Source organism: Kaistia nematophila (assembly GCF_026343855.1).
GTDB classification, from domain to species: domain Bacteria; phylum Pseudomonadota; class Alphaproteobacteria; order Rhizobiales; family Kaistiaceae; genus Kaistia; species Kaistia nematophila.
Genome location: NZ_JAPKNK010000013.1, coordinates 37,458 through 57,158, shown reverse-complemented (window position 1 = coordinate 57,158; position 19,701 = coordinate 37,458). Strand labels below are relative to the sequence as shown.

Below are 19,701 nucleotides of genomic sequence, written 5' to 3'. Positions count from 1 at the left end.
GATGAGCCAAGCCCTCGGCAAACCGAACGAACTGCTCGGCCCCGACGATCCCGAGCCGGTCGGCATCATCGACCGGGGCGATGCCTCGCCCTTCGTGCTGATCTGCGACCATGCCGGCAATGCCGTTCCGGCCGTGCTCGACGGCCTCGGCCTCGAGCCCGCCGAACTCAACCGTCACATCGGCATCGACATCGGCATCCTCGGCGTATCCGAGCGGCTGGCCGAGCAACTCGGCGCCTCGCTCGTGTTCCAGCGCTATTCGCGCCTCGTCGTCGAATGCAACCGCCGCGTCACCTCGCCGGACAGCATCGCGCTCGTCTCCGACGGCACCGTCGTGCCGGGGAATGCCGATCTTACGCCGGCTCAGCGTTCGTTGCGCCTCGACGAGATCGTCGTGCCCTATCACCGGCAGATCGAGACGATCCTCGACCGGCGCGCCGAAGCCGGCATCCCGACGATCCTCGTCTCGATGCATTCCTTCACACCGTCGCTGCGGGCAAGGCCATTCCAGCGTCCGTGGCAGATCGGCCTCTGCTACGGCGCCGACACGCGCTTCACCACGCCGGTGCTGGAGGCGCTCGACGACGAGACGGATCTCGTCGTCGGCCGCAACGAGCCCTATGGCGTCGACCTGAACAAGGACTACTCCATCCCGGTCCATGGCGAGGAACGCGGCCTTCCCTATGTCGAGTTCGAGATCCGCCAGGATCTGATCGGCGAGGCGAGCGGCCAGGCGGAATGGGCAACGCGCCTCGGCCGCGTGCTGCCCGCCGCCCATCGCCGCTTCACGGTCGCCGCATCATGACCCGGGCCGCCCCGCTCGACCGACATTCGCCCATCGACCCGTCACGGACCGCCATCCTGTTCATCGACACGCAGGACGGCATCTTCCACGCCGGCGCCGAGACGGCGCGGCCGTATTTCTTCAGGAGCGCGCGCGACGTCGCCATCCCCGGCATGGCCCGCCTGCTCGAAGCCGGCCGCAGCGCGGGGGCGGAGATCGTCTTCACCGTCATCGAGAGCCTGACGCGCGACGGCCGCGACCGCAGCCTCGACTACAAGCAGACGAACTTCCATTTCGCGCCCGGTTCGCCGGAGACACGCGTCATCGAGGCGCTGAAGCCGGGCGACGACGAGATCATCCTGCCGAAGACGTCATCGAGCCTCTTCAACTCGACGATCTTCGAATACCTATTGCGCAACATCGGCATCGACACCGTCATCGTCACGGGGTTCCTGACCGACCAGTGCGTCGACCATACCGTCCGCGACGGCGCCGACCGGGGCTTTCGCATGATCTGCCCGACCGATGCCTGCACGACGGATAGCCGCGAACGACATGACGGCGCCCTGTCCGCCTTCAAGGGTTACTGCCGGCTGACCGATTCCGATACGCTGATCGAAGAACTCAAGGCCGCGCAACGATCGAAACTTGAACAAATTTGATCGCAAACGCTTGACACTCCGACTATCAGCTCCTTGAATACGGTCGATATGCGAAATATCGATCTTAGAACGACAAGATGCGACGAAAAGTCGTCAAATAAAAATGGGAATTCCGCAGATACAACTCTACGGAAACAGAGAATACGCGAGCATCTCTTGAGGGGTCGAGTTTGGCATTGCGGGAAGGCAGATCGGACGAGCAGGTTCTGCTCAAGACAACGGGGCTGACCAAGTCGTTCCGTGGCCTCGTCGCTTTGCGCGACCAGGCCATCACGCTCCGGGCGCGGGAAATCGTGGGGGTCATTGGCCCCAACGGTTCCGGCAAGAGCACCTTCTTCAACCTGATCACCGGCTTTTCGCAGCCGAATTCCGGCCAGATCGAATTCAAGGGCCGTTCGATCGTCGGCATGCGCACGTCGCGCATCGTCGCGCTCGGCATCGCCCGAACCTTCCAGGGCTCCCGCCTGTTCGGTACGCTGACCGTGGCCGAGAACGTGCTGGCGGCGGCGCAGTTGCGCCAGCCGATCGGCCCGATCGCCTCGGTGGTGCGCGGCTCGCTCTACCAGCGCCGGGTCGCCGCCGCGCAGGAAGTGGCGACCGAACTCCTCGACCTGATGGGGCTGACCAGCCAGGCCCACCGCCTTGCCGCCGACCTGCCCTACGGCGACCAGCGCCGCCTCGAGATCGCCCGCGCGCTGGCTACCAAGCCGGAGCTGCTGCTGCTCGACGAGCCGGCGGCGGGCCTCGATTCCCACGAAACCAAAGTGCTCGCGAGCCTCATCCGCACGATCCGCGACCGCTACGGCGTCGCAGTGGTCGTCGTCGAGCACGACATGGACCTGATCATGGGGCTCTGCGAACGCATCCAGGTGCTCGCCACCGGCGAGGTCATATGCGTCGGCACGCCGGAAGAAGTCCGCAATCATCCGCGCGTGCGGGAGGCGTATCTTGGCCACAGCTGATCCGCTCCTGCGCATCGACAATCTCGAAGTGAGCTTCGGCGCCGTGCGCGCGCTGAAGGGCATATCGCTCGACGTCCGCGAAGGCGAGGTGATCGCCCTGGTCGGCGCGAACGGCGCCGGCAAGAGCACGACGCTGCGCAGCATATCCGGCCTCGCCCGCGCCAAATCGGGCACGATCACCTTCGCCGGCACGGTCATCAACAAGCGCACCGCGCCGCAGATCGTCCGCCTCGGCATCGCGCACAGCCCGGAAGGAAGGCGCCTGTTCGGCGGTCTTTCGGTTGCGGAAAACCTGCGCCTCGGCGCCTGCACGCGCACGGATCCCGATGGCGTCGCGCGCGACACGGAACGGATGTTCGTGCTGTTCCCGATCCTGCGCGAGCGCTGGCGCCAGCTCGCCGGCACGCTTTCCGGCGGCGAGCAGCAACAGCTGGCGCTCGCCCGGGCGCTGATGGCGGCGCCGAAGCTGCTGCTGCTCGACGAGCCGTCGCTCGGCGTCGCTCCACTCCTGGTGCGCCACATCTTCGACGCGCTCGCCGAACTGAAACGCCAGGGCATGACCATGCTTCTGGTCGAACAGAATATTGCCTTGGCGCTGGAACTCGCCGACCGCGCCTATGTCCTGCGCACCGGCAAGGTGGCGCTTTCGGGCATCGCCTCCGAGCTTCGGAGCGATGACCGCGTGGCTCAGGCCTATCTGGGGGCGGCGGAATGAGCCAGCTTGAATACATCATCCAGCAGGTGATCAACGCCATCAGTCTGGGCAGTCTCTACGCCCTGGTGGCCGTCGGCCTCTCGATCGTCTTCGGCGTGCTGAAGCTGACCAACTTCGCCCATGGCGACGTCATGATGGTGGGCGCTTTCACCACGGTCCTGCTGATCGCCGCCGGCATGCCCTTCGTCCCGGCGATGATCTGCGGCATTGCCGCCTCGGCGATCGCCGGCTTCCTGATCGAGCGCATCGCCTACCGGCCGATCCGCAACGCTCCCGATGTAACGCGGCTGCTGACCAGTCTCGCGGTCACCTACATCCTGGAAAACCTGGGCATCCTGCTGTTAACCTCATCGCCGCGCAATTTCCCGCTGCCCGATCTCCTGAACAGTTCCTGGCAGCTCGCCGGCGGCGCCATAACCTTCACCAACATCAACGTGCTGACGGTGGCGCTCACCTTCGTGTCGCTGATCGGGCTCGGCTGGTTCATCACCCGAACCACCATCGGCCTCGGCATGCGGGCGGCGGCCGAGGACATGGCGGCGGCGCAGCTCGTCGGCCTCAACGTCAACAAGGTCATCGTCGTCGCCTTCGTGGTCGCCTCGGCCTATGCCGGCCTCGCCGGCGTGCTCTGGGCGGCGCAGGCCGGCGTCGTGCAGCCGCAGATGGGCTTCACGCCCCTGCTGAAAGCGTTCGTCGCGGCCATCATCGGTGGCTTCGGCTCGATCTCGGGGGCCCTGCTCGGCGGCTACATGCTGGGCGCGCTGGAGATCTTCATCATCGCCTTCCTGCCCGACACGGTCGTCCCGTATCGCGATGCCATCGTCTTTGCGCTCCTGATCGCCTTCCTGCTGTTCCGGCCGGGCGGTCTTCTGCAGCCGAACCGGGAGATCAAGCTGTGAAGACCGATCCGCGTATTCCGCTCGTCGTCGGCGCAGCGCTCGTACTGGCCGCCGTGGTCGCCTTCGGCGCACCGCATGTGGTCGGCGACTATTTCGTCCGCATCCTGCTCCTGATCGCGCTCAACAGCATCCTGGTGCTGTCGCTGTCGCTCTCGAACGGTTTCACCGGCGTGTTCTCGCTCGGCCATGTCGGCTTCATAGGCGCCGGCGCCTATGCCGCCGGCATCCTTTCGCTGACAGTGCAGCAGAAGAAGGCGCTACTGCCGCACCTGCCGGACCTGTTGAACTGGTTCAGCCTGCCCTTCCTCCCGGCGACGCTTGCCGCCGGCCTGTTCGCGGCGATCCTCGCCGTCATCGTCGGCTATCCGCTGATGCGGCTCTCCGGCTATTTCGTCTCGGTCGCGACGATGGGCTTCCTCATCATCGTCAACGTCGTCCTGATCAACGCCTCCGACTTCACCCGCGGCGCCCGGACCTTCACCGGCGTGCCGCTGGCGACGACCCTGCCATGGGTGCTCGGCTGGCTTGCAATCACCCTGCTGGTGCTGGCACGGCTGGTCTATTCGCCCTTCGGGCGAAGAATGAAGGCGGTGCGCGACGACACCATCGCCGCCAGCGCCGTCGGCATCAGCGTGCTGCGGGCGCGCCTGCTCGCCTTCGTCATCGGCGCCTTCTTCGCCGGCGTAGGCGGCTCGCTCTACGCCCACTATCTCGGCTCGTTCTCGCCCAACACCTTCTACTTCGCGATGACGATGAACCTGATCGCCATGCTGGTCCTCGGCGGCATGGGCTCGCTTTCCGGCGCGATCATCGGCGTCATCTGCGTGTCGATCCTTTCGGAACTGCTGCGCTCGGTCGAGCGCGGCTTCACGATCGGCGACATCACCGTGCCTGCTCTCTTCGGAGCCAGCCAGATCGTGCTCGGCTTCCTGTTCATCCTGATCATGATCTTCCGGCCGAAGGGGATCATGGGAGACCGCGAGCTGACATTCGGTCTCTCCGGAAGATCGGCGACCAATAATCATAAAGAGGGAAAAGACAGATGATGAAGCTCTCACGACGGGCGGCCATCGGCCTCGGGCTTGGCGCCGCCTTTGCCTTCTCGACCTCGGCCGCCTACGCCGCCGATCCGATCAAGATCGGCTTCCCGGCCAATGTCACCGGCATCCAGGCCTCGCTCGACGGCCCGATGCTGAACGGCGCCAAGCTGGCCGTCGCCGAGATCAACGCCGCCGGCGGCGTGCTCGGCAGCCCGATCGAACTCATCACCTATGACTCGAAGAGCGACGCCACCGTCATCTCGACCGTCGCCTCGCAGCTGATCGACAGCGACAAGGTTGTCGGCATCATCGGCTTCGCCGACTCCGACAGCGTGCTGTCGATCGGTCCGCAGGTCGACAAGGCCAAGATCCCCTTCATCACGCCGGGCGCCACCTCGCCCAAGCTGCCGAGCCAGCTCGGTGACCAGGTCTTCCTCGCCGCCTTCGGCGACAACGTCCAGGCCGCCGTCGGCGCCGAATTCGCGCTGAACAAGCTCAATGCCAAGACCGGCTACCTGCTGACCGACATCGGTTCCGAATACACGACCCTTCTGGCCGACTATTTCGTCTCCGCCTACGAGCATGGTGGCGGCAAGCTGCTCGGCAAGGACACCTACAAGATCGGTGACAAGAACTTCACCGCCCAGATCGCGAAGATCAAGGCGCTGCCCGAGCAGCCCGCCTTCATCTATGCCTCGTCCAACGCCGAGGAAATCGGCCTGATCCTGAAGCAGCTGCGCCAGGCCGGCATCAATCTGCCGGTTGTCGGCGGCGACGGCTACGATACGCCGCTGCTGCTCGAAGTGGGCGGCGCCGCCGCGAACGACGCCTACTTCACCACCCACGCCTTCATGGGCGAAGGTGGCAGCCCGGCCGTCGTGGCCTTCAGCGAGGCCTACAAGAAGGCGACCGGCAACGCTCCCGAGAACTCCTTCGCGGCGCTCGGCTACGACGCCACCAAGCTGATGGCCGACGCCATCAAGCGCGCCGGCTCGCCCGATCCGGCCAAGATCCGCGACGCCCTTGCCGCGACCCAGGGCCTCGCCGGCGTCACCGGCACGATCAGCTACCGCCCGGGCGTCGCCGTTCCGGACAAGTCCGTCTCGGTCATCGGCGTCAAGGACGGCAAGCTCGTGCTCGCCGGCGAAGCCGCTCCGACCTTCGTTCCGGAGCCGTAGGAACCATGAACGGCAGCAGCAGCCTCTGGGATCTCTATCGCACCCTTGCCGATGCGACCTTCACGGACCTCACTCACGCCTTTCATCCGGGCCAGCCGCATTTCGCGTCATTCCCGGACGAGGAACGTGAACTCCTGTTCGATTTTGCCAAGGGTCATGGATTTCAAGTCCATCGCTACAGCATTCCCGGGCAGTGGGGGACCCATGTCGATCCGCCCGTCCACTTCATCGAAGGTGGAAGGACGCTCGACGAGATCCCGGTCTCGGAGATGCTGCTGCCGCTCGTCGTCCTCGACATCAGCGAACGCGTGGCGGCGGATGCCGACGCCACGCCGACGCTCGATGACGTGGCAGAATGGGAGGCGCGCAACGGCCGCATCCCCGAGAAGGCATTCGTGGCGCTCCGCACCGACTGGTACAAGCGCTGGCCGGATTCCGACCGCTTCTACAACCGCTCGACCGATGGCATCGTCCATACGCCCGGCTGGAGCCGCGAGGTTCTCGAGCATCTGTTCACCGAACGCGGAATCACCGCGGTCGGCCATGAGCAGATCGACACGGATCCCGGTCTCTCCACCTCGGCCGGCATCTACGCGCTCGAACACTACATTCTCTCGCTCGACCGCTGGCAGATCGAGCTGATGAACAATCTCGACAAGGTGCCCGAGGCCGGCGCGCTGATCCTCGCGAGCTGGCCCAAGGCCCGCGGCGGTTCCGGCTTCCCGGCCCGCGTCGTCGCCATTCATCGCTGAACCAACAAGAACAAGAGAACGGGAGAGCGGCCATGGCCGATTCACGCCTGGATATCGACGCCATACGCCATGAGTTTCCGGCGATCGCCAATCGCGGCGACGCCGCCCCCGTCTTCTTCGACAATCCGGCCGGCACCCAGGTGCCGCGCCGCGTCATCGACCGCATCAACCACGCGCTGATCGAGGACAACGCCAATCTCGGCGGCTATTTCGACACCTCGCAGCGCGCCGTAGCCCAGGCGCAGGAGGCCCACAAGGCGATGGGCGACCTCTTCAACGCCAATGACTGGCACGAGGTGATCTTCGGCCAGAACATGACCACCCTCACCTTCTCGATGTCGCGCGCCATCGGCCGCACGCTGAAGGAAGGCGACGAGATCCTGCTGACCCGCATGGATCACGACGCCAATGTCGCACCCTGGCTAATGCTGGCCGAGGACAAGGGCCTCGTCGTCCGCTGGATCGACTTCGACCCCGAGGCCTTCGAATTCGACCTGACCCAACTCGACGATGTGATCACCGACAGGCTCAAGGTGGCGGCGATCGGCTATGCCTCGAACGTCACCGGCACCATCCACGACGTCAAGGCGATCACCAAGGCTGCAAAGGCCGTCGGCGCGCTCGTCTATGTCGACGCCGTGCAGTTCGCCCCGCATGGCGTCATCGACGTGCAGGATCTCGGCTGCGACATCCTCGTCTGCTCCGCCTACAAGTTCTACGGACCGCATCATGGCGTGCTCTGGGGACGGCGCGACGTGCTCGACCGGCTCGAGGCCTACAAGGTGCGCGCCTCGTCGACGATCCCGCCGGGCAAGTTCGAAACCGGCACCACCAATCGCGAGTCGCTGGCCGGCGTGCTCGGCGCGATCGAGCATTTCGAATGGATCGGCACCACTTTCGGCAACGCCTCCAACGCTGCGACACGGCGCGAACGCTTTGTCGCCGGCATGCACGCCGTCGACGCGCATGAGCGCGTGCTGACGGCGCGCCTGATCGAAGGGCTGCAATCCTTCCCGAAGCTCAAGATCCAGGGCCTGACGGAGAAGCAGGCGCTGTCTCGCCGCGTGCCGACGGTCTCCTTCACCTATGAGGGCACCGACCCGGCCGATATCTGCAAGGCGATGGCCAGGAAGAACATCTCGCTCTGGCACGGCCACAACTACGGCATCGAGCCCACGACCCGCCTGGGCCTGATGGACAAGGGCGGCGTGGTCCGCGTCGGCCTCGCCCAATACAACACGGCAGAAGAGGTCGACCGCTTCATCCGCAGCTTTGGAGAATGGACGACGGCAGCAGGTTAGGCCTGCCGAGCCTCGTTGCCCGCCCATTGTCCCGGGACGGGCAGCGAGATTCACGCCTGGTTCGGGGCCAGCCAGACACAGGAACCGCCCACGCCTGGCCGTCATCCCTGCAAAGGCAGGGAGCCATGCATCCGCAACCCTGATTTCGCTTGGCCCCTGCCCCTTGCTTACCCCGACGGCGGCTGCATGGATCCCGGCTCGGTGGCCACGATGACGGAGGGCGGGCGGCAAAGGGCAGAGCAAGGCGCCCCTTCCCCTCAAGCGGAGAAGGGAAAAACACCTTCAAAGCTCGATCACCGCCGCCTGCTTGCCCAGCACGGCGACGGCTTGTTCGGCGACGTGAAGGTGGTGCGAGAACACGATCACCTGCGTCACCGCGCCGAGCTCGGCCAGAAGCCGGAAGCCTGCTGCCGTGCGCTTCTCATCGAAGGTGATGAAGAGGTCGTCGGCGATGAAGGGCAGCGGCGAGGCGCGGCGGGCATGCTCCTCGATCGCCGCGATGCGCAGCGCCAGGAAAAGCTGGTCGCGCGTCCCCTCGGAAAGCGTCTCCGGCGAGAAATGACCGCCGTCGCGCATGGCCGCAAGGCGCGGCGGATCCTCGTCATAGTCGATGCCAATTCCGCTCCACTGCCCGTCCGTCAGCATCTGGAAGGCGGTGGAGGCGCGTTCGACGATGGGGTTCTGGTGTTCGGCCCGGTAGCGCTCGATCGCCGCCGACAACAGGCGCGCCGCGACATGATCGCGACTGAAGCGCTCGACCGCCTCGGCGATCTCGGCCACCGCATCCTGTTCGTCCTGTGCCGCCGCAGCCGCGCCCTCGCGTCCGTCCAGCGCGGCGAGCGCCGACCGGGCCTGCGTGTCCGACTCAATCGCCGCGTCGCGGGCGATTCGCGCCTCGGCATGCGCCGCCTCGGTCTCGGCCGCCGCCATCGCCAGCCCCGCGTCGTCGCGGCCGTCGATCGCGGCGCGGATCTCGTCCTCGCTCCGCCCATCGCCGAGGCCGGCAAGCCGCTCGCGCGCCTCCGCGATGCGTCCGGCACGGATTTCCGCCTGGTCGAGCCGGTCGAGCAGCGGCGCCAGCATCGCCTCGTCGGCGCAGCCCGCGGCTGCGAGCAACTCGGCCATGGCCGCCTCGGCCGCCTCAAGCGCCTCGGCCGCGACCGCGAGGGCGCGCTTCCGGGCCTCGACCGCCTCATCTACGGCGTCGGCCCGCGAACGAAGCTGCCGCGCCCTGTCGAGACGGCCGCGCAGCTGTCTGGCCGCCGCAAAGGGATCGTCCTCGGCCGCGGCGCCCAGTTCTTCCAGCAGCGCCGCGACGCGTGACGCGAACTGATCGCGGTCGCGCTCGATGCCGGCGATGCGGCGCTCGGCCATCTCAAGTTTGACATAGAGCTGCAGCGCATCCCGCCAGAGATCGATCGCCGCGCGCGCCTCGCCGGCCGAGGCCTCGGCGCGGATTGCGAGACGCGCAAAGACCTCGTCCGCCTCGGCGACAAGTCCCGCCAGCACGGCGGCGGCAGCCTGTTCGCGTGCCGCCAGATCGACCTGCCCCTCGTCCAGCTGCCGCAGGTCACGTTCATGATCACGCGCCTTCAGGAAGCGCGCCTCGGCGACAGCGATTGCGTCGCGCAGATCCGCCATCCGCAGCGGCGCCTCGCCGAGCGCCGGCAGGTCGAGCTGGGCGCGCAAGCGGTCGGTCTCGGCCCGCTCGAAAGCGATCGAATCGCGCTGCGCCGCGGCTTGCGCCGCCTCTTGACGCAGCTGATCGCGCGCCTGGCGGATGCTCTCGACCTCGCGCAACAGCGCAAGCGCGCGGTCATCGGCCGAAAGCTGCAGCCCCGACAGCGCCCACAGCCCCGACCAGTCGCGCAAGACGGCCCCATGCCGCGCCGTCGCCTCGGCCAGGCGCTTGCGCGCCGCGTCCTGGCGCACGGCGAGATCGGCAAGGTCGCGCTCGGCCTGGGCCAGTTCGGCAAGGCGTTGCGTCTCGACCTGCCGCTCGTCGGCGAGCTGATCGGCCGCGACCAGCGCCCGGTCCAGATTGACGACGCTTTCGACATCGCCATCGCGGCGCCCCCGCTCGCCGAGCGCCAGCGGCCGGAGCGCCGACCAGGCGATATCCCGGTCGCGGCGGGCCGCCGAGATCGCCGCATCGGTCGGGGCCGGACGCCCGGACTTCAGCAGCGCCAGTCGCGCCTCGGCCTGGCCGGCCTGCTCCTCTAGCGCGGAGAAGGCCTCGTGCAGCCGGCCGAGGGCATCGTCGACCAGGCGGAGATCCCGCAAGGTCGCCTCGGCGGCGCCGAGCGACGGCAGCGGCAAGGCGGCGAGCGCATCGGCGTCGGCAAGCCCATGACCAAGCCGGGCCACCCGCTCGCCGAGCTGCGCCCGCTGCGCATCGAGCCGGTGCTCCAGCTGACGAAGCGCCCGCTCACGTTCCTCGGCGCCGTCGAGCAGCGCCAGGCGCCGCTGCAGCGGCGTCGGGTCGGCGACATGGCCGAGCCCCGCCCGCGCCGTCTCGGCAAGCTGCCGGTCCGCGAGTTGCCGCGACCGTTCGCGCGAAAGTGCCTCCGTCGTCGCGGCGGCCATCCGTTTGCGGTCGGCGAGATCCTCGGCCCGTGCCAGGAGTGGCAGGTCCGGCAGCGCGGCGAGCAAGCGCGCCACGTCGGAGAGGCCGAGTGACTGGGCGATGCGTTCGAGCGCGGCACGGGCCTCGCCCGCCTCCACCCGCCGGTTGGGCAGGCTGAGCAGTTCCTTAGCGACGGCGGTGCGCTCGCCATCGACGGCCTCCACCGTCTCGGCAAAAGGCAGGATCCCGTCATCGAGACCGATGCCCGCGCGCTCCGCGTCAACACGCTCCACCTCGTCGGAGGCGAAGCGATGCCGCTCACGCGCCGAGGCGAGATGCTGCAACGCATCGCGCGCGCCGGCGACAAAACCGGCGGCGACGACCGGGAGCTCCCCCAAGGCCGCGAGCGCCAACGCCTGGCCATCAAGAAGGCGAAGCTCGCGCGCCGCCTGCACCAACGCGCGCGCCCGCGCCAGCGCCGCGTCGGCTGCCCGCTCGGCCATCTCCGTATCGCGCCGCGCTCCAGCCGCCCGCTCCGCCGCCTCGCGCAGCTTCTTCACCTCGTCGACGCGAAGTTCCTGCTCGCGGACGGCCTTCTGCGCCTGGGTCCTCTTGTCGACCGCGACGTGGAAGGTGTGGCTGGCCGTCCTGCGGGCCGGGTTGAAGATTTTTGCCGCACTCTCCTGGAAGCGGTCGCGCAACGCGGCCACCTGTCCGAGGCCTGGCGCCGCCGCCAGCAGCGTCTCGGCGAGATCGCCGCCGCCGGCGAGCAGCTTTTCGCCGCCCTCGCGCAAGCGCCGCTGGTTCAATCCGAAAATGTCGAGAAAGGCCTGTCGGTCATGCGCGCCCAAAAAGGCCGCCAGAGAGTCGTCGGCGAGCGGCGTCTCGCTCGCCGGATCGATCAATGTCGCGTTCTGCCGCTTCAGCCGGGCGAAGGAGAGCGAGCGCCCATCCGGCGCCTCGACCGTGGCGGCGAGCCGCATCGCCTTGTAATCATGCAGGAAGTTGTAGCGCGAGCGCGTCTCGATGCCATAGAGCGCGTCGGCGACCGCCGCCAGCGCGGTCGTCTTGCCGGCCTCGTTGGCGCCGACGATCACCGTGACGCGCGCCTCGGGATCGAATTCGAGAACGCGGCCGGTGAAGCGGCCATAGCGCTCGAGGCCCAGCGAACGGAGCTTCATCGCGTCCCCTCCGTCTCGCCGCCGACCTGGCCGAGGCCGGCGAGGATGGCCTCCGCCGCCATGTCGATCGTCGCGCTGGCCAGGGCGTCGAGATCCGAGTTCTCCGCGTCGATGAGGGCCAAGGCATCGGCAGGCGTGCGGGCGCGAAGATCGCCCAGCGTCCTGGCGATCTCGGCGCGAAAGCCGGGATCGGCGGCGACGTCGGCGAGAATGGCGTCGAAGCCGAGCAGCGCCGAAAGACGGGTCCCGTCCGCCCTCGACGTCGTCTTGTCACGCACCTTCTCGATCAGGACGTCGGCACCCGCCTCCCAGGCCAGCGCCTGCATCTCCTCGCGGACCTGCTCGGCCTGGACCGACAGATAGTCGTGCAGCGCGGTTTCGCCGGAAAGCGTCAGCCGCAGCGCCAGCGGGCGACCGTCGGCGCCGTCGCGCGCCGCGGCGATGACCCGGCGGGCCTCGGCTAGCAGGGCTGCCGGCTCGGTCATCCCGGAAGCATCGATCTCGACCGCCTCGAACCGCGCCGCGTCGAGCGTCAGGGGCTCCAGGCTTTCGATCCGGCCATCGGTGACGGTGACCAGCGTCGCGCCTTTCGGACCGGTCTCGCGCGCATGCCGCCCCTGCAGATTGCCGGGGAAGACGATCGCCGGATCCTGCGAAACGACCTCGCGCTTGTGGATGTGGCCAAGCGCCCAATAGTCGTAGCCGGCGGCTTTCAGGTCCTCGACCGAACAGGGCGCATAGACGTCGTGGCCATCGTGGCCGGTCAGCGAGGTGTGCAGCACGCCGATGTTGAAATGGCCGGGCACGGCCGGCGGATAGGTGCGCGCGACGTTTTCCGGCACATGGCGGTTGGCGAAACCACGCCCGTGCAAGGCGACGTCGAGCTCTGCGATCACTTCGGTCTGCACCGCGCGGACCGAGAAGCTGAAGACGTTCGGCGGCAGCGTCAGGCTCTTGCTGATCACGGAATCGGCGTCGTGGTTGCCGCGGATCAGGAAGACGCGGATGTTCTCGCGATTGAGCCGTCCCATCTCGCGAACGAAGAACTGGCCGGTCGCATAGTCCTTCCAGTCGCCGTCATAGACGTCGCCGGCAATGACGAGAAAGGCGACCTTCGCATCGATCGCCGCCTGCACGAGGTTTTCCAGCGCGCGGCGCGAGGCCTCGCGGAAGACGCCGGCCAGTTCGCCGCGCCGCGCCAGGCCGCGCAGCGGGCTGTCGAGATGGATGTCGGCGGCGTGAATGAAGCGAAACGTCATGGATCCCCGTGGCCTTGTCGCCGGCCCGGCGATCCGGTCGGGCACGAGAAGATCGGCGCGACTCAGGCGCGTTTGGCCAGCTTCCGCCGTCAGCATAGGGCCCGGACCGAGGCTTGTCGCCATCCGGCCCCGCGGCACGCTCCCGCGCCCGGTTCGAGACGCTTCGCCGTACCGGCTGCCGCCCCTTCGCGCCGCCCCCCAGACCGATCGTGAAAGACTCAGTTGACTACCATGGTAGCCTACCGTTAGATGCCACGGCTCGCGAGCAAGCGCCCGAAAGCGGCGCAACGCGACCGCCACCCCAGGGGCGCGCCAAGCGCCGGACAGACACGCAGAGACGGATGGATTCCATGGAACAGACCTGGCGCTGGTTCGGCCCCAACGATGCCGCCACGCTCGCCCATGCGCGCCAGGCAGGGGCCACCGGCATCGTCACCGCGCTGCACGACATTCCCTATGGCGAGGTCTGGCCGCTGGAGGCGATCCTCGAGCGCAAGGCGATGATCGAGGCCGACCCGTCGCTCGGCCTCACCTGGAGCGTCGTCGAGAGCGTGCCGATGCATGACGACATCAAGCTCGGCCGCGGCGATCTCGACCGGCTCTACGGGAATTTCCGCCAGACATTGCGCAATCTCGGCCAGGCCGGCGTGCGCACCGTCTGCTACAACTTCATGACCGTGCTGGACTGGACCCGCACCGATCTCGCCGTGCCGCTGCCGGGCGGTGCGCGGGCGCTGAAGTGCAACATCCACGAGGTCGCCGCCTTCGATTGCCATGTGCTGCAACGCCCCGGCGCCGAGCGCGACTATGGCCAGGACGTGCTGCAGCGGGCCAGCGAATGGATGGACACGACGCCGCCCGAGGCGAAGACGAAGCTGCTCGCCAACATCATGGCCGGCCTGCCGGGCGCCTTCAAGCGCTACGGCATCGAGGAACTGCGGGACGTGCTCGCCGAGCAGGCCGAGATGAACCACCCGAAGCTGCGCGCCAACCTGGTGCGGTTCTTGGAAAACGTCCTGCCGGCGGCGGAAGAGGCCGGCGTGGTGATGTCGATCCATCCGGACGACCCGCCGCGCGACCTCATGGGCCTGTCGCGCATCGTCAAGAACGCCGACGACATCGATTTCATCCTGAACGCCGTGCCGTCGTCCTCGAACGGGCTGACGCTCTGCACCGGCTCGCTTGGCGCCAATCCGCAGAACGATGTCGCGGCGATCGCCAAGCGCTTCGCCAGCAAGATCTTCTTCGTCCACCTGCGCAACGTGACCAAATATCCGGACGGCTCGTTCATGGAGGCCGAGCATCTCGGCGGCGATGTCGACATGGTCGCCGTCTGCGACGTGCTTCTCGCTGAACAACAGCGTCGACGCGATGCCGGGCTGCCGAATTCTCTGCTACCGTTCCGGCCCGACCATGGCCACGAGCTCATCGACGATGTCACCCGTCCCACCCATCCCGGCTATCCCGTCATCGGCCGCCTGCGCGGCCTCGCCGAACTGCGCGGCGTCATGGCGGCCCTCGCCCACCAGCGCGGCTATGTCCTCTAGATGAGCCGCCCTCCCCGCATCCTCTCCGTCGGCGCGCTGACGCAGGACACGATCTACCGGCTGGACGACCTGCCGCGCGGGCCGGGCAAGTTCATTCCGATCGAAGCCGTGCAGAACGCCGCCGGCATGGCGTCGAGCGCCGCCACCGCCGCCAAGCGTCAGGGCGCCGAGGTGGCGCTCTGGGCCAGCGTCGGCGACGACATGCTGGGCCAGGAACTGATCGCCGAACTGTCGGCCGAGGGCATCGACTGCTCCGGCGTCCGCCGCGTCGCCGGCGCGCGCTCGGCGATCGCCACCATCCTGGTCGACGCCCGCGGCGAGCGGATGATCGTGCCCTTCTACGACCCGCGCGCCACCACGGCGCCGGAATCGCTACCCTTCGACATCGCCGGCTTCGACGCCGTTCTGGCGGATGTCCGCTGGCCGGCCGCCGCCACGATGGCGCTGCGGGCAGCCCGGGACGCCGGCGTTCCCGCCATCCTCGATGCCGATGTGGCGGCAAGGCCGGTTCTGGAGAGCCTGCTGCCCTTCGCCAGCCACATCGTCGCCTCGGAACCCGCCGCCGCGATCCTCTGCGGCGACGAGATTTCCGCGCCGGAGGCGGTGCAGGCGCTGCATACCCGAACCGGCGTGTTCGTGGCCGTGACAGCCGGCGGCGACGGCACCTTCTGGCTCGATACCGAAGCCGGACGCATTCGCCATACGCCCGCGCCGAAGATCACGCCGGTCGATACGCTCGCCGCCGGCGACGTCTTCCATGGCAGCTTCGCCATCGGCCTCGCCGAAGGCTGGGACATGGAGCGAACCATCCGCTTCGCCAGCGCCGCGGCGGCGCTCAAATGCCTGAAGTTCGGTGGCCGCCTCGGCGCCCCGAACCGGGCCGAAACGCTCGCCATGCTGGAAGGACAGGTCGCCTGATGACCCCGGATATCCTCGAACCGAAGCTGCGCCGGGCCGCGATCATGCCGATCGTGCAGCCGCGCTCGGTCGATTTCGTGCTGTCGCTGGTGGCCGAACTGGCGGCGGGCGGCGCCGAGGCGATCGAGATCGTCATGCGCAGCGAAGCGGCGCTGCCGGCGATCGAAGCCTGCCGTCGCGCCTTCCCGGAACTGCTGATCGGCGCCGGCACCATCCTGACCAACGAACACTACGACGCCGCCGTCCAGGCCGGCGCGCAGTTCGGCATCAGCCCCGGCTTCCTGCCGTCCGTCTGCGCGCATGCCAGCAAGGGGCCCATCACCCTGGTCCCCGGCGTGCAGACGGCGAGCGAGGTGATGGCCGCGCAGGCCGCGGGCTTCGATCTCCTGAAGTTCTACCCGTCCGAGCCCGCCGGCGGCACCGTCGTGCTCGCCGACTTCGCCAACATCTTCACGTCGGCCACCTTCATGCCGAGCGGCAAGATCCAGCTTTCGCATCTCGCCGGCTACGCCAGGCTTCGCAACATCACCTCGGTCGGCGGCTCCTGGATGTATGCCGAGGGCTCGACCGAAAGCGTGCGCGACCGGATGGCGGCATCGCTCGCCGCCATGCACAGCGTCCGCGGCTGACAAGACATCCGGCCGGCCAGCGATGGCCGGCCGCTTCCAATGCCAGAATCCGCCCATCTGACTACCATGGTAGTCGAATGAAGCGAACGAATGAGGGGAACGCCGCATGACGGCAGCACAGCAACAACGAGCCCTGGTTACGGGCGCCGCCATGGGCATCGGCCGCGCCGTCGCCGAAAGGCTGGCGCGCGAAAAGGCGTCCATGGTCCTGCTCGATCTCGCCGCCGAGCCGCTGCAGGCGCTGGCTGGCGAGCTGCGCGAGCAGGGATGCGACGTGCATGTAGTCATCGGTTCCGTCGCCGACCGCGCCGTCTGCGAACAGGCGGCTTCCGTCGCCAGGGAGGCATTCGGCGGGCTGGACCTGCTCTCCCACAATGCCGGCATCCAGCGCTATGGCACGGTCGAGACGACGGACGATGCGCTCTGGGACGAGGTGATGAACGTCAACCTCAAGGCGGCCTACCTGATCTCGCGCGCCTCGATGCCGATGCTGCGCGAGAGCCATGGCGCCATCGTGCTGATGTCGTCGGCGCAGGGCCTCGCCAGCCAGGAGGGCGTGCTCGCCTACTCCGTCGCCAAGCACGGCCTGATCGGCATGACGAAATCCATGGCCGTCGACTACGCGCCGTTCGGCGTTCGGGTCAACGCCGTCGCGCCCGGCGCCGTCAACACGCCTATGCTGCGCGACGCGGTGGCGCTGAACGACGACCCGAAGGCGCTCTGGCGCGTGCTCGACGGCATGCATCCGCTCGGGCGCACGGCGCGGCCGGAAGAAATCGCCGAGGTGGTCGCCTTCCTCGGTTCGAACGCCGCCTCCTTCGTGACGGGCGAAGTCGTCCGCGTCGATGGCGGCCTGCTGTCCCGCATCGGCGGCTCCCCGCGCAAGGATTAAGCCCGTGTCCAACGTCACCCTTCGCGAACTGGTCAAGGTCTATGGCCGCCAGGTGGCCGTCAAAGGCATCGACCTCGAGATCGAGGCCGGCAGCTTCGTCGCCTTCGTCGGCCCTTCCGGCTGCGGCAAGTCGACGACGCTCCGGATGATCGCCGGCCTCGAAAGCGTCTCGCATGGCGACATCGTCATCGGCGGACGACGCGTCAACGACGTGCCCTCGCGCGACCGCGGCATCGCCATGGTGTTCCAGTCCTATGCGCTCTACCCGCACATGACCGTCTACGAGAACATGGCCTTCGCCCTCAAGGTGGCGAAAGTCCCGCGGGAGGAAATCGACCGCCGCGTCCGCCACGCCGCCGACATCCTGCGCCTGACGGACTACCTCGACCGCCGCACGACGGCGCTCTCCGGCGGCCAGCGCCAGCGTGTCGCGATGGGCCGCGCCATCATCCGCGAGCCGCAGGTCTTCCTGTTCGACGAACCGCTCTCCAATCTCGACGCCCAGTTGCGCTCGGCGATGCGGGTCGAGATCAAGCGGCTGCACCAGCGCCTCGGCACGACGGCGATCTACGTGACGCATGACCAGATCGAGGCCATGACCATGGCCGACAAGATCGTCATCATGCGCGATGGACTGATCGAGCAGGCCGGCGCGCCCCTCGACGTGTTCGAGCGCCCGGCGACCCAGTTCGTCGGCCAGTTCATCGGCTCTCCCGCCATGAACATCCTCGCCGGCCGGATCGCCCGCGATGCCGACGGCAAGGTCGCCGTCGCTGTCGACAGCGGTCCGGTGATCGCGATCGACCCGGACGGCTTCGCGCCGCTCGAACCCGGCCACCCGGTCTCGCTGGGCATCCGCTCCGAGGACATCGTGCCGGAAGGGCACGGCATGCCGCCCGACAGGGCGCACCGCTTCGACGCGCGCGTCACGCTGACCGAGTCGCTCGGCAACGAAACCCTGATCTTCGCCGAATTCGGCGGCACGGACGTGACCAGCCGGATGCAGCGGCCGAGGCCGGTCTCCGAGGGCGAGACCCTGACCTTCCTGCTGAACACGGAACGATTGCACCTCTTCGATGCGGATACAGGCCGCTCGTTGCGCAGATAACAGAACGAAAACGCAAACGCTCTGGAGGAGAGCCATGCAGAAGAAACTGACCAAGCTCCTGGCCGCGGCGGCCCTGGGCCTCGCCTTCACGGCGACGGCCGCTTCGGCCGATCCCGTCACGGTCTTCCACGACAAGCCGTTCTACCAGTCCGGCTGGGACGGCCTGACCGCCGCCGCCAAGAAGGACGGCATCGACCTCAACTTCAGCGCCTACGCCACCGACCAGTTCCAGGCCTATATCCAGTCGAGCCTGATGTCGGGCGAGGCGCCGCAGGCCTTCACCTGGTGGAACGGCACCAAGCTGAAGGAAATCGTCGACAGCGGCCAGTTGGCGCCGCTCGACGACCTCTGGGCCAAGAAGATCGCATCCGGCGAATATGACGCCTCGAGCGCCGCGCCGTTCACCGTCGACGGCCATATCTACGGCATGCCGACCGGCCTGAACCGCTGGGTGGTGCTCTACAACAAGGCGCTGTTCGAGAAGGCCGGCATCGCCAAGCCGCCGGCGACCTGGGAGGAACTGATCGCCGCCGCCGACAAGCTGAAGGCCGCCGGCATCACGCCCTTCAACGCCACCATCCAGGACGGCTGGCGCGGCTTCGTCTGGTTCCAGGAGCTCCTGATCCGCACCAATCCGGAAGCCTATGCAGCCCTCAACCAGGGCAAGCTCAAATACACGGACGAGCCGGTCAAGAACGTCTTCAAGATCTGGACCGACTTCTACCAGAAGGGCTACTTCACCGACCCGACCAGCCAGGAGGAGCCGCTCGACTTCGCCCGCGGCAAGGCCGGCATGTACCTGTTCGGCGACTGGGTCATCGGCCTCGTCGAAAAGGGCGGCGTGAAAGCCGGCACCGATTTCGGCGCCTTCATCATGCCGAACGTCGATCCGTCGCTGCCCAACTCCGTCATCGTCGAAGGCGCGCCGATCGTCATCACCAAGGCCGGCATGGAGAACCCCGACGTCGTCAAGTTCGCCGACTGGTACATGGGCGAGAACGCCATGAACAGCTGGGCGACCGATCCCGGCCTCTACGCGGGCAACCTCAAGGCCAAGACGCCGAACCCCATCATCACCGACCTCGCCAAGATCGCGACCGACGGCAAGTACAACTCGATCACCCGCTACTGGGAGGCCTCGCCGTCCGAGATCGTCCTGCCGGCGGTCGAGGAGTTCAACCGCTTCATGACCAACCCGTCGCCGGAACAGGCGGAGAAGGCCATGGCGAACATCGAGGCGATCGCCTCGCAATACTGGGCCAGCCACCAGTAACCGACGATCCCCGGCAGGACCGCCCCGCGCGGCCC

General features: G+C 67.7%; 17 protein-coding genes. 15 read left to right on the top strand and 2 right to left on the bottom strand.

The annotated features are described in order from the left end of the window. Window position 1: 1 nt before the first annotated feature. From OSH07_RS22220 to OSH07_RS22180, 9 genes are all read left to right on the top strand, one after another. Window positions 2–805: an N-formylglutamate amidohydrolase gene (locus OSH07_RS22220; protein ID WP_266340895.1), complete on the top strand. Its 804-nt coding sequence runs from the start codon at window positions 2–4 to the stop codon at window positions 803–805. Beyond that, complete coding sequence (locus OSH07_RS22215) at window positions 802–1,446, top strand: cysteine hydrolase family protein (RefSeq protein ID WP_266340894.1); 645 nt, start codon at window positions 802–804, stop codon at window positions 1,444–1,446. Before OSH07_RS22220 ends, OSH07_RS22215 begins: the two co-directional genes overlap by 4 nt. 176 nt (window positions 1,447–1,622) lie before the next feature. Beyond that, window positions 1,623–2,408: an ABC transporter ATP-binding protein gene (locus OSH07_RS22210; RefSeq protein WP_266340893.1), complete on the top strand. Its 786-nt coding sequence runs from the start codon at window positions 1,623–1,625 to the stop codon at window positions 2,406–2,408. Further along, entirely contained in the window at window positions 2,395–3,123 is a 729-nt protein-coding gene (locus OSH07_RS22205; RefSeq protein ID WP_266340892.1) for an ABC transporter ATP-binding protein, read from the top strand. Before OSH07_RS22210 ends, OSH07_RS22205 begins: the two co-directional genes overlap by 14 nt. Then, window positions 3,120–4,022 (top strand): branched-chain amino acid ABC transporter permease, encoded by a 903-nt coding sequence (locus OSH07_RS22200; RefSeq protein WP_266340891.1) that lies wholly within the window; start codon window positions 3,120–3,122, stop codon window positions 4,020–4,022. The genes OSH07_RS22205 and OSH07_RS22200 overlap by 4 nt, the downstream gene beginning before the upstream one ends. Next, complete coding sequence (locus OSH07_RS22195) at window positions 4,019–5,068, top strand: branched-chain amino acid ABC transporter permease (RefSeq protein ID WP_266340890.1); 1,050 nt, start codon at window positions 4,019–4,021, stop codon at window positions 5,066–5,068. The genes OSH07_RS22200 and OSH07_RS22195 overlap by 4 nt, the downstream gene beginning before the upstream one ends. Beyond that, complete coding sequence (locus tag OSH07_RS22190) at window positions 5,065–6,240, top strand: ABC transporter substrate-binding protein (protein ID WP_266340889.1); 1,176 nt, start codon at window positions 5,065–5,067, stop codon at window positions 6,238–6,240. The genes OSH07_RS22195 and OSH07_RS22190 overlap by 4 nt, the downstream gene beginning before the upstream one ends. 5 nt (window positions 6,241–6,245) lie before the next feature. Continuing rightward, complete coding sequence (locus OSH07_RS22185; RefSeq protein WP_266340888.1) at window positions 6,246–6,992, top strand: cyclase family protein; 747 nt, start codon at window positions 6,246–6,248, stop codon at window positions 6,990–6,992. Window positions 6,993–7,024: 32 nt separating this feature from the next. After that, entirely contained in the window at window positions 7,025–8,293 is a 1,269-nt protein-coding gene (locus OSH07_RS22180) for a cysteine desulfurase-like protein (RefSeq protein WP_266340887.1), read from the top strand. A 282-nt stretch (window positions 8,294–8,575) separates the two neighbouring features. Here OSH07_RS22180 and OSH07_RS22175 read toward each other — a convergent pair whose 3' ends face one another. Both OSH07_RS22175 and OSH07_RS22170 read right to left on the bottom strand, forming a co-directional pair. Further along, the gene (locus OSH07_RS22175) at window positions 8,576–12,040 is read right to left on the bottom strand and encodes an ATP-binding protein (protein ID WP_266340886.1); all 3,465 of its coding nucleotides are present in this window, start codon (window positions 12,038–12,040) and stop codon (window positions 8,576–8,578) included. Continuing rightward, complete coding sequence (locus OSH07_RS22170) at window positions 12,037–13,299, bottom strand: DNA repair exonuclease (RefSeq protein ID WP_266340885.1); 1,263 nt, start codon at window positions 13,297–13,299, stop codon at window positions 12,037–12,039. The genes OSH07_RS22175 and OSH07_RS22170 overlap by 4 nt, the downstream gene beginning before the upstream one ends. Window positions 13,300–13,649: 350 nt before the next feature. Here OSH07_RS22170 and uxuA point away from each other — a divergent pair, with 350 nt between their 5' ends. The 6 genes from uxuA (at window position 13,650) to OSH07_RS22140 (ending at window position 19,666) form a co-directional block, all read left to right on the top strand. Then, window positions 13,650–14,846: a mannonate dehydratase gene (gene uxuA / locus OSH07_RS22165; RefSeq protein ID WP_266340884.1), complete on the top strand. Its 1,197-nt coding sequence runs from the start codon at window positions 13,650–13,652 to the stop codon at window positions 14,844–14,846. Continuing rightward, window positions 14,847–15,764, top strand: coding sequence for a sugar kinase (locus tag OSH07_RS22160; protein ID WP_266340883.1), 918 nt, complete (start codon window positions 14,847–14,849; stop codon window positions 15,762–15,764). Continuing rightward, entirely contained in the window at window positions 15,764–16,393 is a 630-nt protein-coding gene (gene eda / locus OSH07_RS22155) for a bifunctional 4-hydroxy-2-oxoglutarate aldolase/2-dehydro-3-deoxy-phosphogluconate aldolase (RefSeq protein ID WP_266340882.1), read from the top strand. Before OSH07_RS22160 ends, eda begins: the two co-directional genes overlap by 1 nt. Before the next feature lie 106 nt (window positions 16,394–16,499). Next, a complete protein-coding gene (locus OSH07_RS22150; RefSeq protein WP_266340881.1) occupies window positions 16,500–17,285 on the top strand; it encodes an SDR family NAD(P)-dependent oxidoreductase in 786 nt (261 codons plus the stop codon). A gap of 4 nt (window positions 17,286–17,289) precedes the next feature. Beyond that, on the top strand, window positions 17,290–18,393 hold the full coding sequence (locus OSH07_RS22145; protein WP_266340880.1) for an ABC transporter ATP-binding protein: 1,104 nt from the start codon (window positions 17,290–17,292) through the stop codon (window positions 18,391–18,393). Between the two features lie 34 nt (window positions 18,394–18,427). Next, window positions 18,428–19,666, top strand: a complete 1,239-nt coding sequence (locus OSH07_RS22140; protein ID WP_266340879.1) for an ABC transporter substrate-binding protein — start codon at window positions 18,428–18,430, stop codon at window positions 19,664–19,666. Window positions 19,667–19,701 lie beyond the last annotated feature (35 nt).

Excerpts from the sequence above, each read along its gene's own strand:
- OSH07_RS22220 (WP_266340895.1), top strand. The coding sequence starts at position 2 with ATGAGCCAAGCCCTCGGCAAACCGAACGAACTGCTCGGCCCCGACGAT.
- OSH07_RS22215 (WP_266340894.1), top strand. The coding sequence starts at position 802 with ATGACCCGGGCCGCCCCGCTCGACCGACATTCGCCCATCGACCCGTCA.
- OSH07_RS22200 (WP_266340891.1), top strand. The coding sequence starts at position 3,120 with ATGAGCCAGCTTGAATACATCATCCAGCAGGTGATCAACGCCATCAGT.
- OSH07_RS22190 (WP_266340889.1), top strand. The coding sequence starts at position 5,065 with ATGATGAAGCTCTCACGACGGGCGGCCATCGGCCTCGGGCTTGGCGCC.
- OSH07_RS22185 (WP_266340888.1), top strand. The coding sequence starts at position 6,246 with ATGAACGGCAGCAGCAGCCTCTGGGATCTCTATCGCACCCTTGCCGAT.
- OSH07_RS22180 (WP_266340887.1), top strand. The coding sequence starts at position 7,025 with ATGGCCGATTCACGCCTGGATATCGACGCCATACGCCATGAGTTTCCG.
- OSH07_RS22175 (WP_266340886.1), bottom strand. The coding sequence starts at position 12,040 with ATGAAGCTCCGTTCGCTGGGCCTCGAGCGCTATGGCCGCTTCACCGGC.
- OSH07_RS22170 (WP_266340885.1), bottom strand. The coding sequence starts at position 13,299 with ATGACGTTTCGCTTCATTCACGCCGCCGACATCCATCTCGACAGCCCG.
- uxuA (WP_266340884.1), top strand. The coding sequence starts at position 13,650 with ATGGAACAGACCTGGCGCTGGTTCGGCCCCAACGATGCCGCCACGCTC.
- OSH07_RS22160 (WP_266340883.1), top strand. The coding sequence starts at position 14,847 with ATGAGCCGCCCTCCCCGCATCCTCTCCGTCGGCGCGCTGACGCAGGAC.
- eda (WP_266340882.1), top strand. The coding sequence starts at position 15,764 with ATGACCCCGGATATCCTCGAACCGAAGCTGCGCCGGGCCGCGATCATG.
- OSH07_RS22150 (WP_266340881.1), top strand. The coding sequence starts at position 16,500 with ATGACGGCAGCACAGCAACAACGAGCCCTGGTTACGGGCGCCGCCATG.
- OSH07_RS22140 (WP_266340879.1), top strand. The coding sequence starts at position 18,428 with ATGCAGAAGAAACTGACCAAGCTCCTGGCCGCGGCGGCCCTGGGCCTC.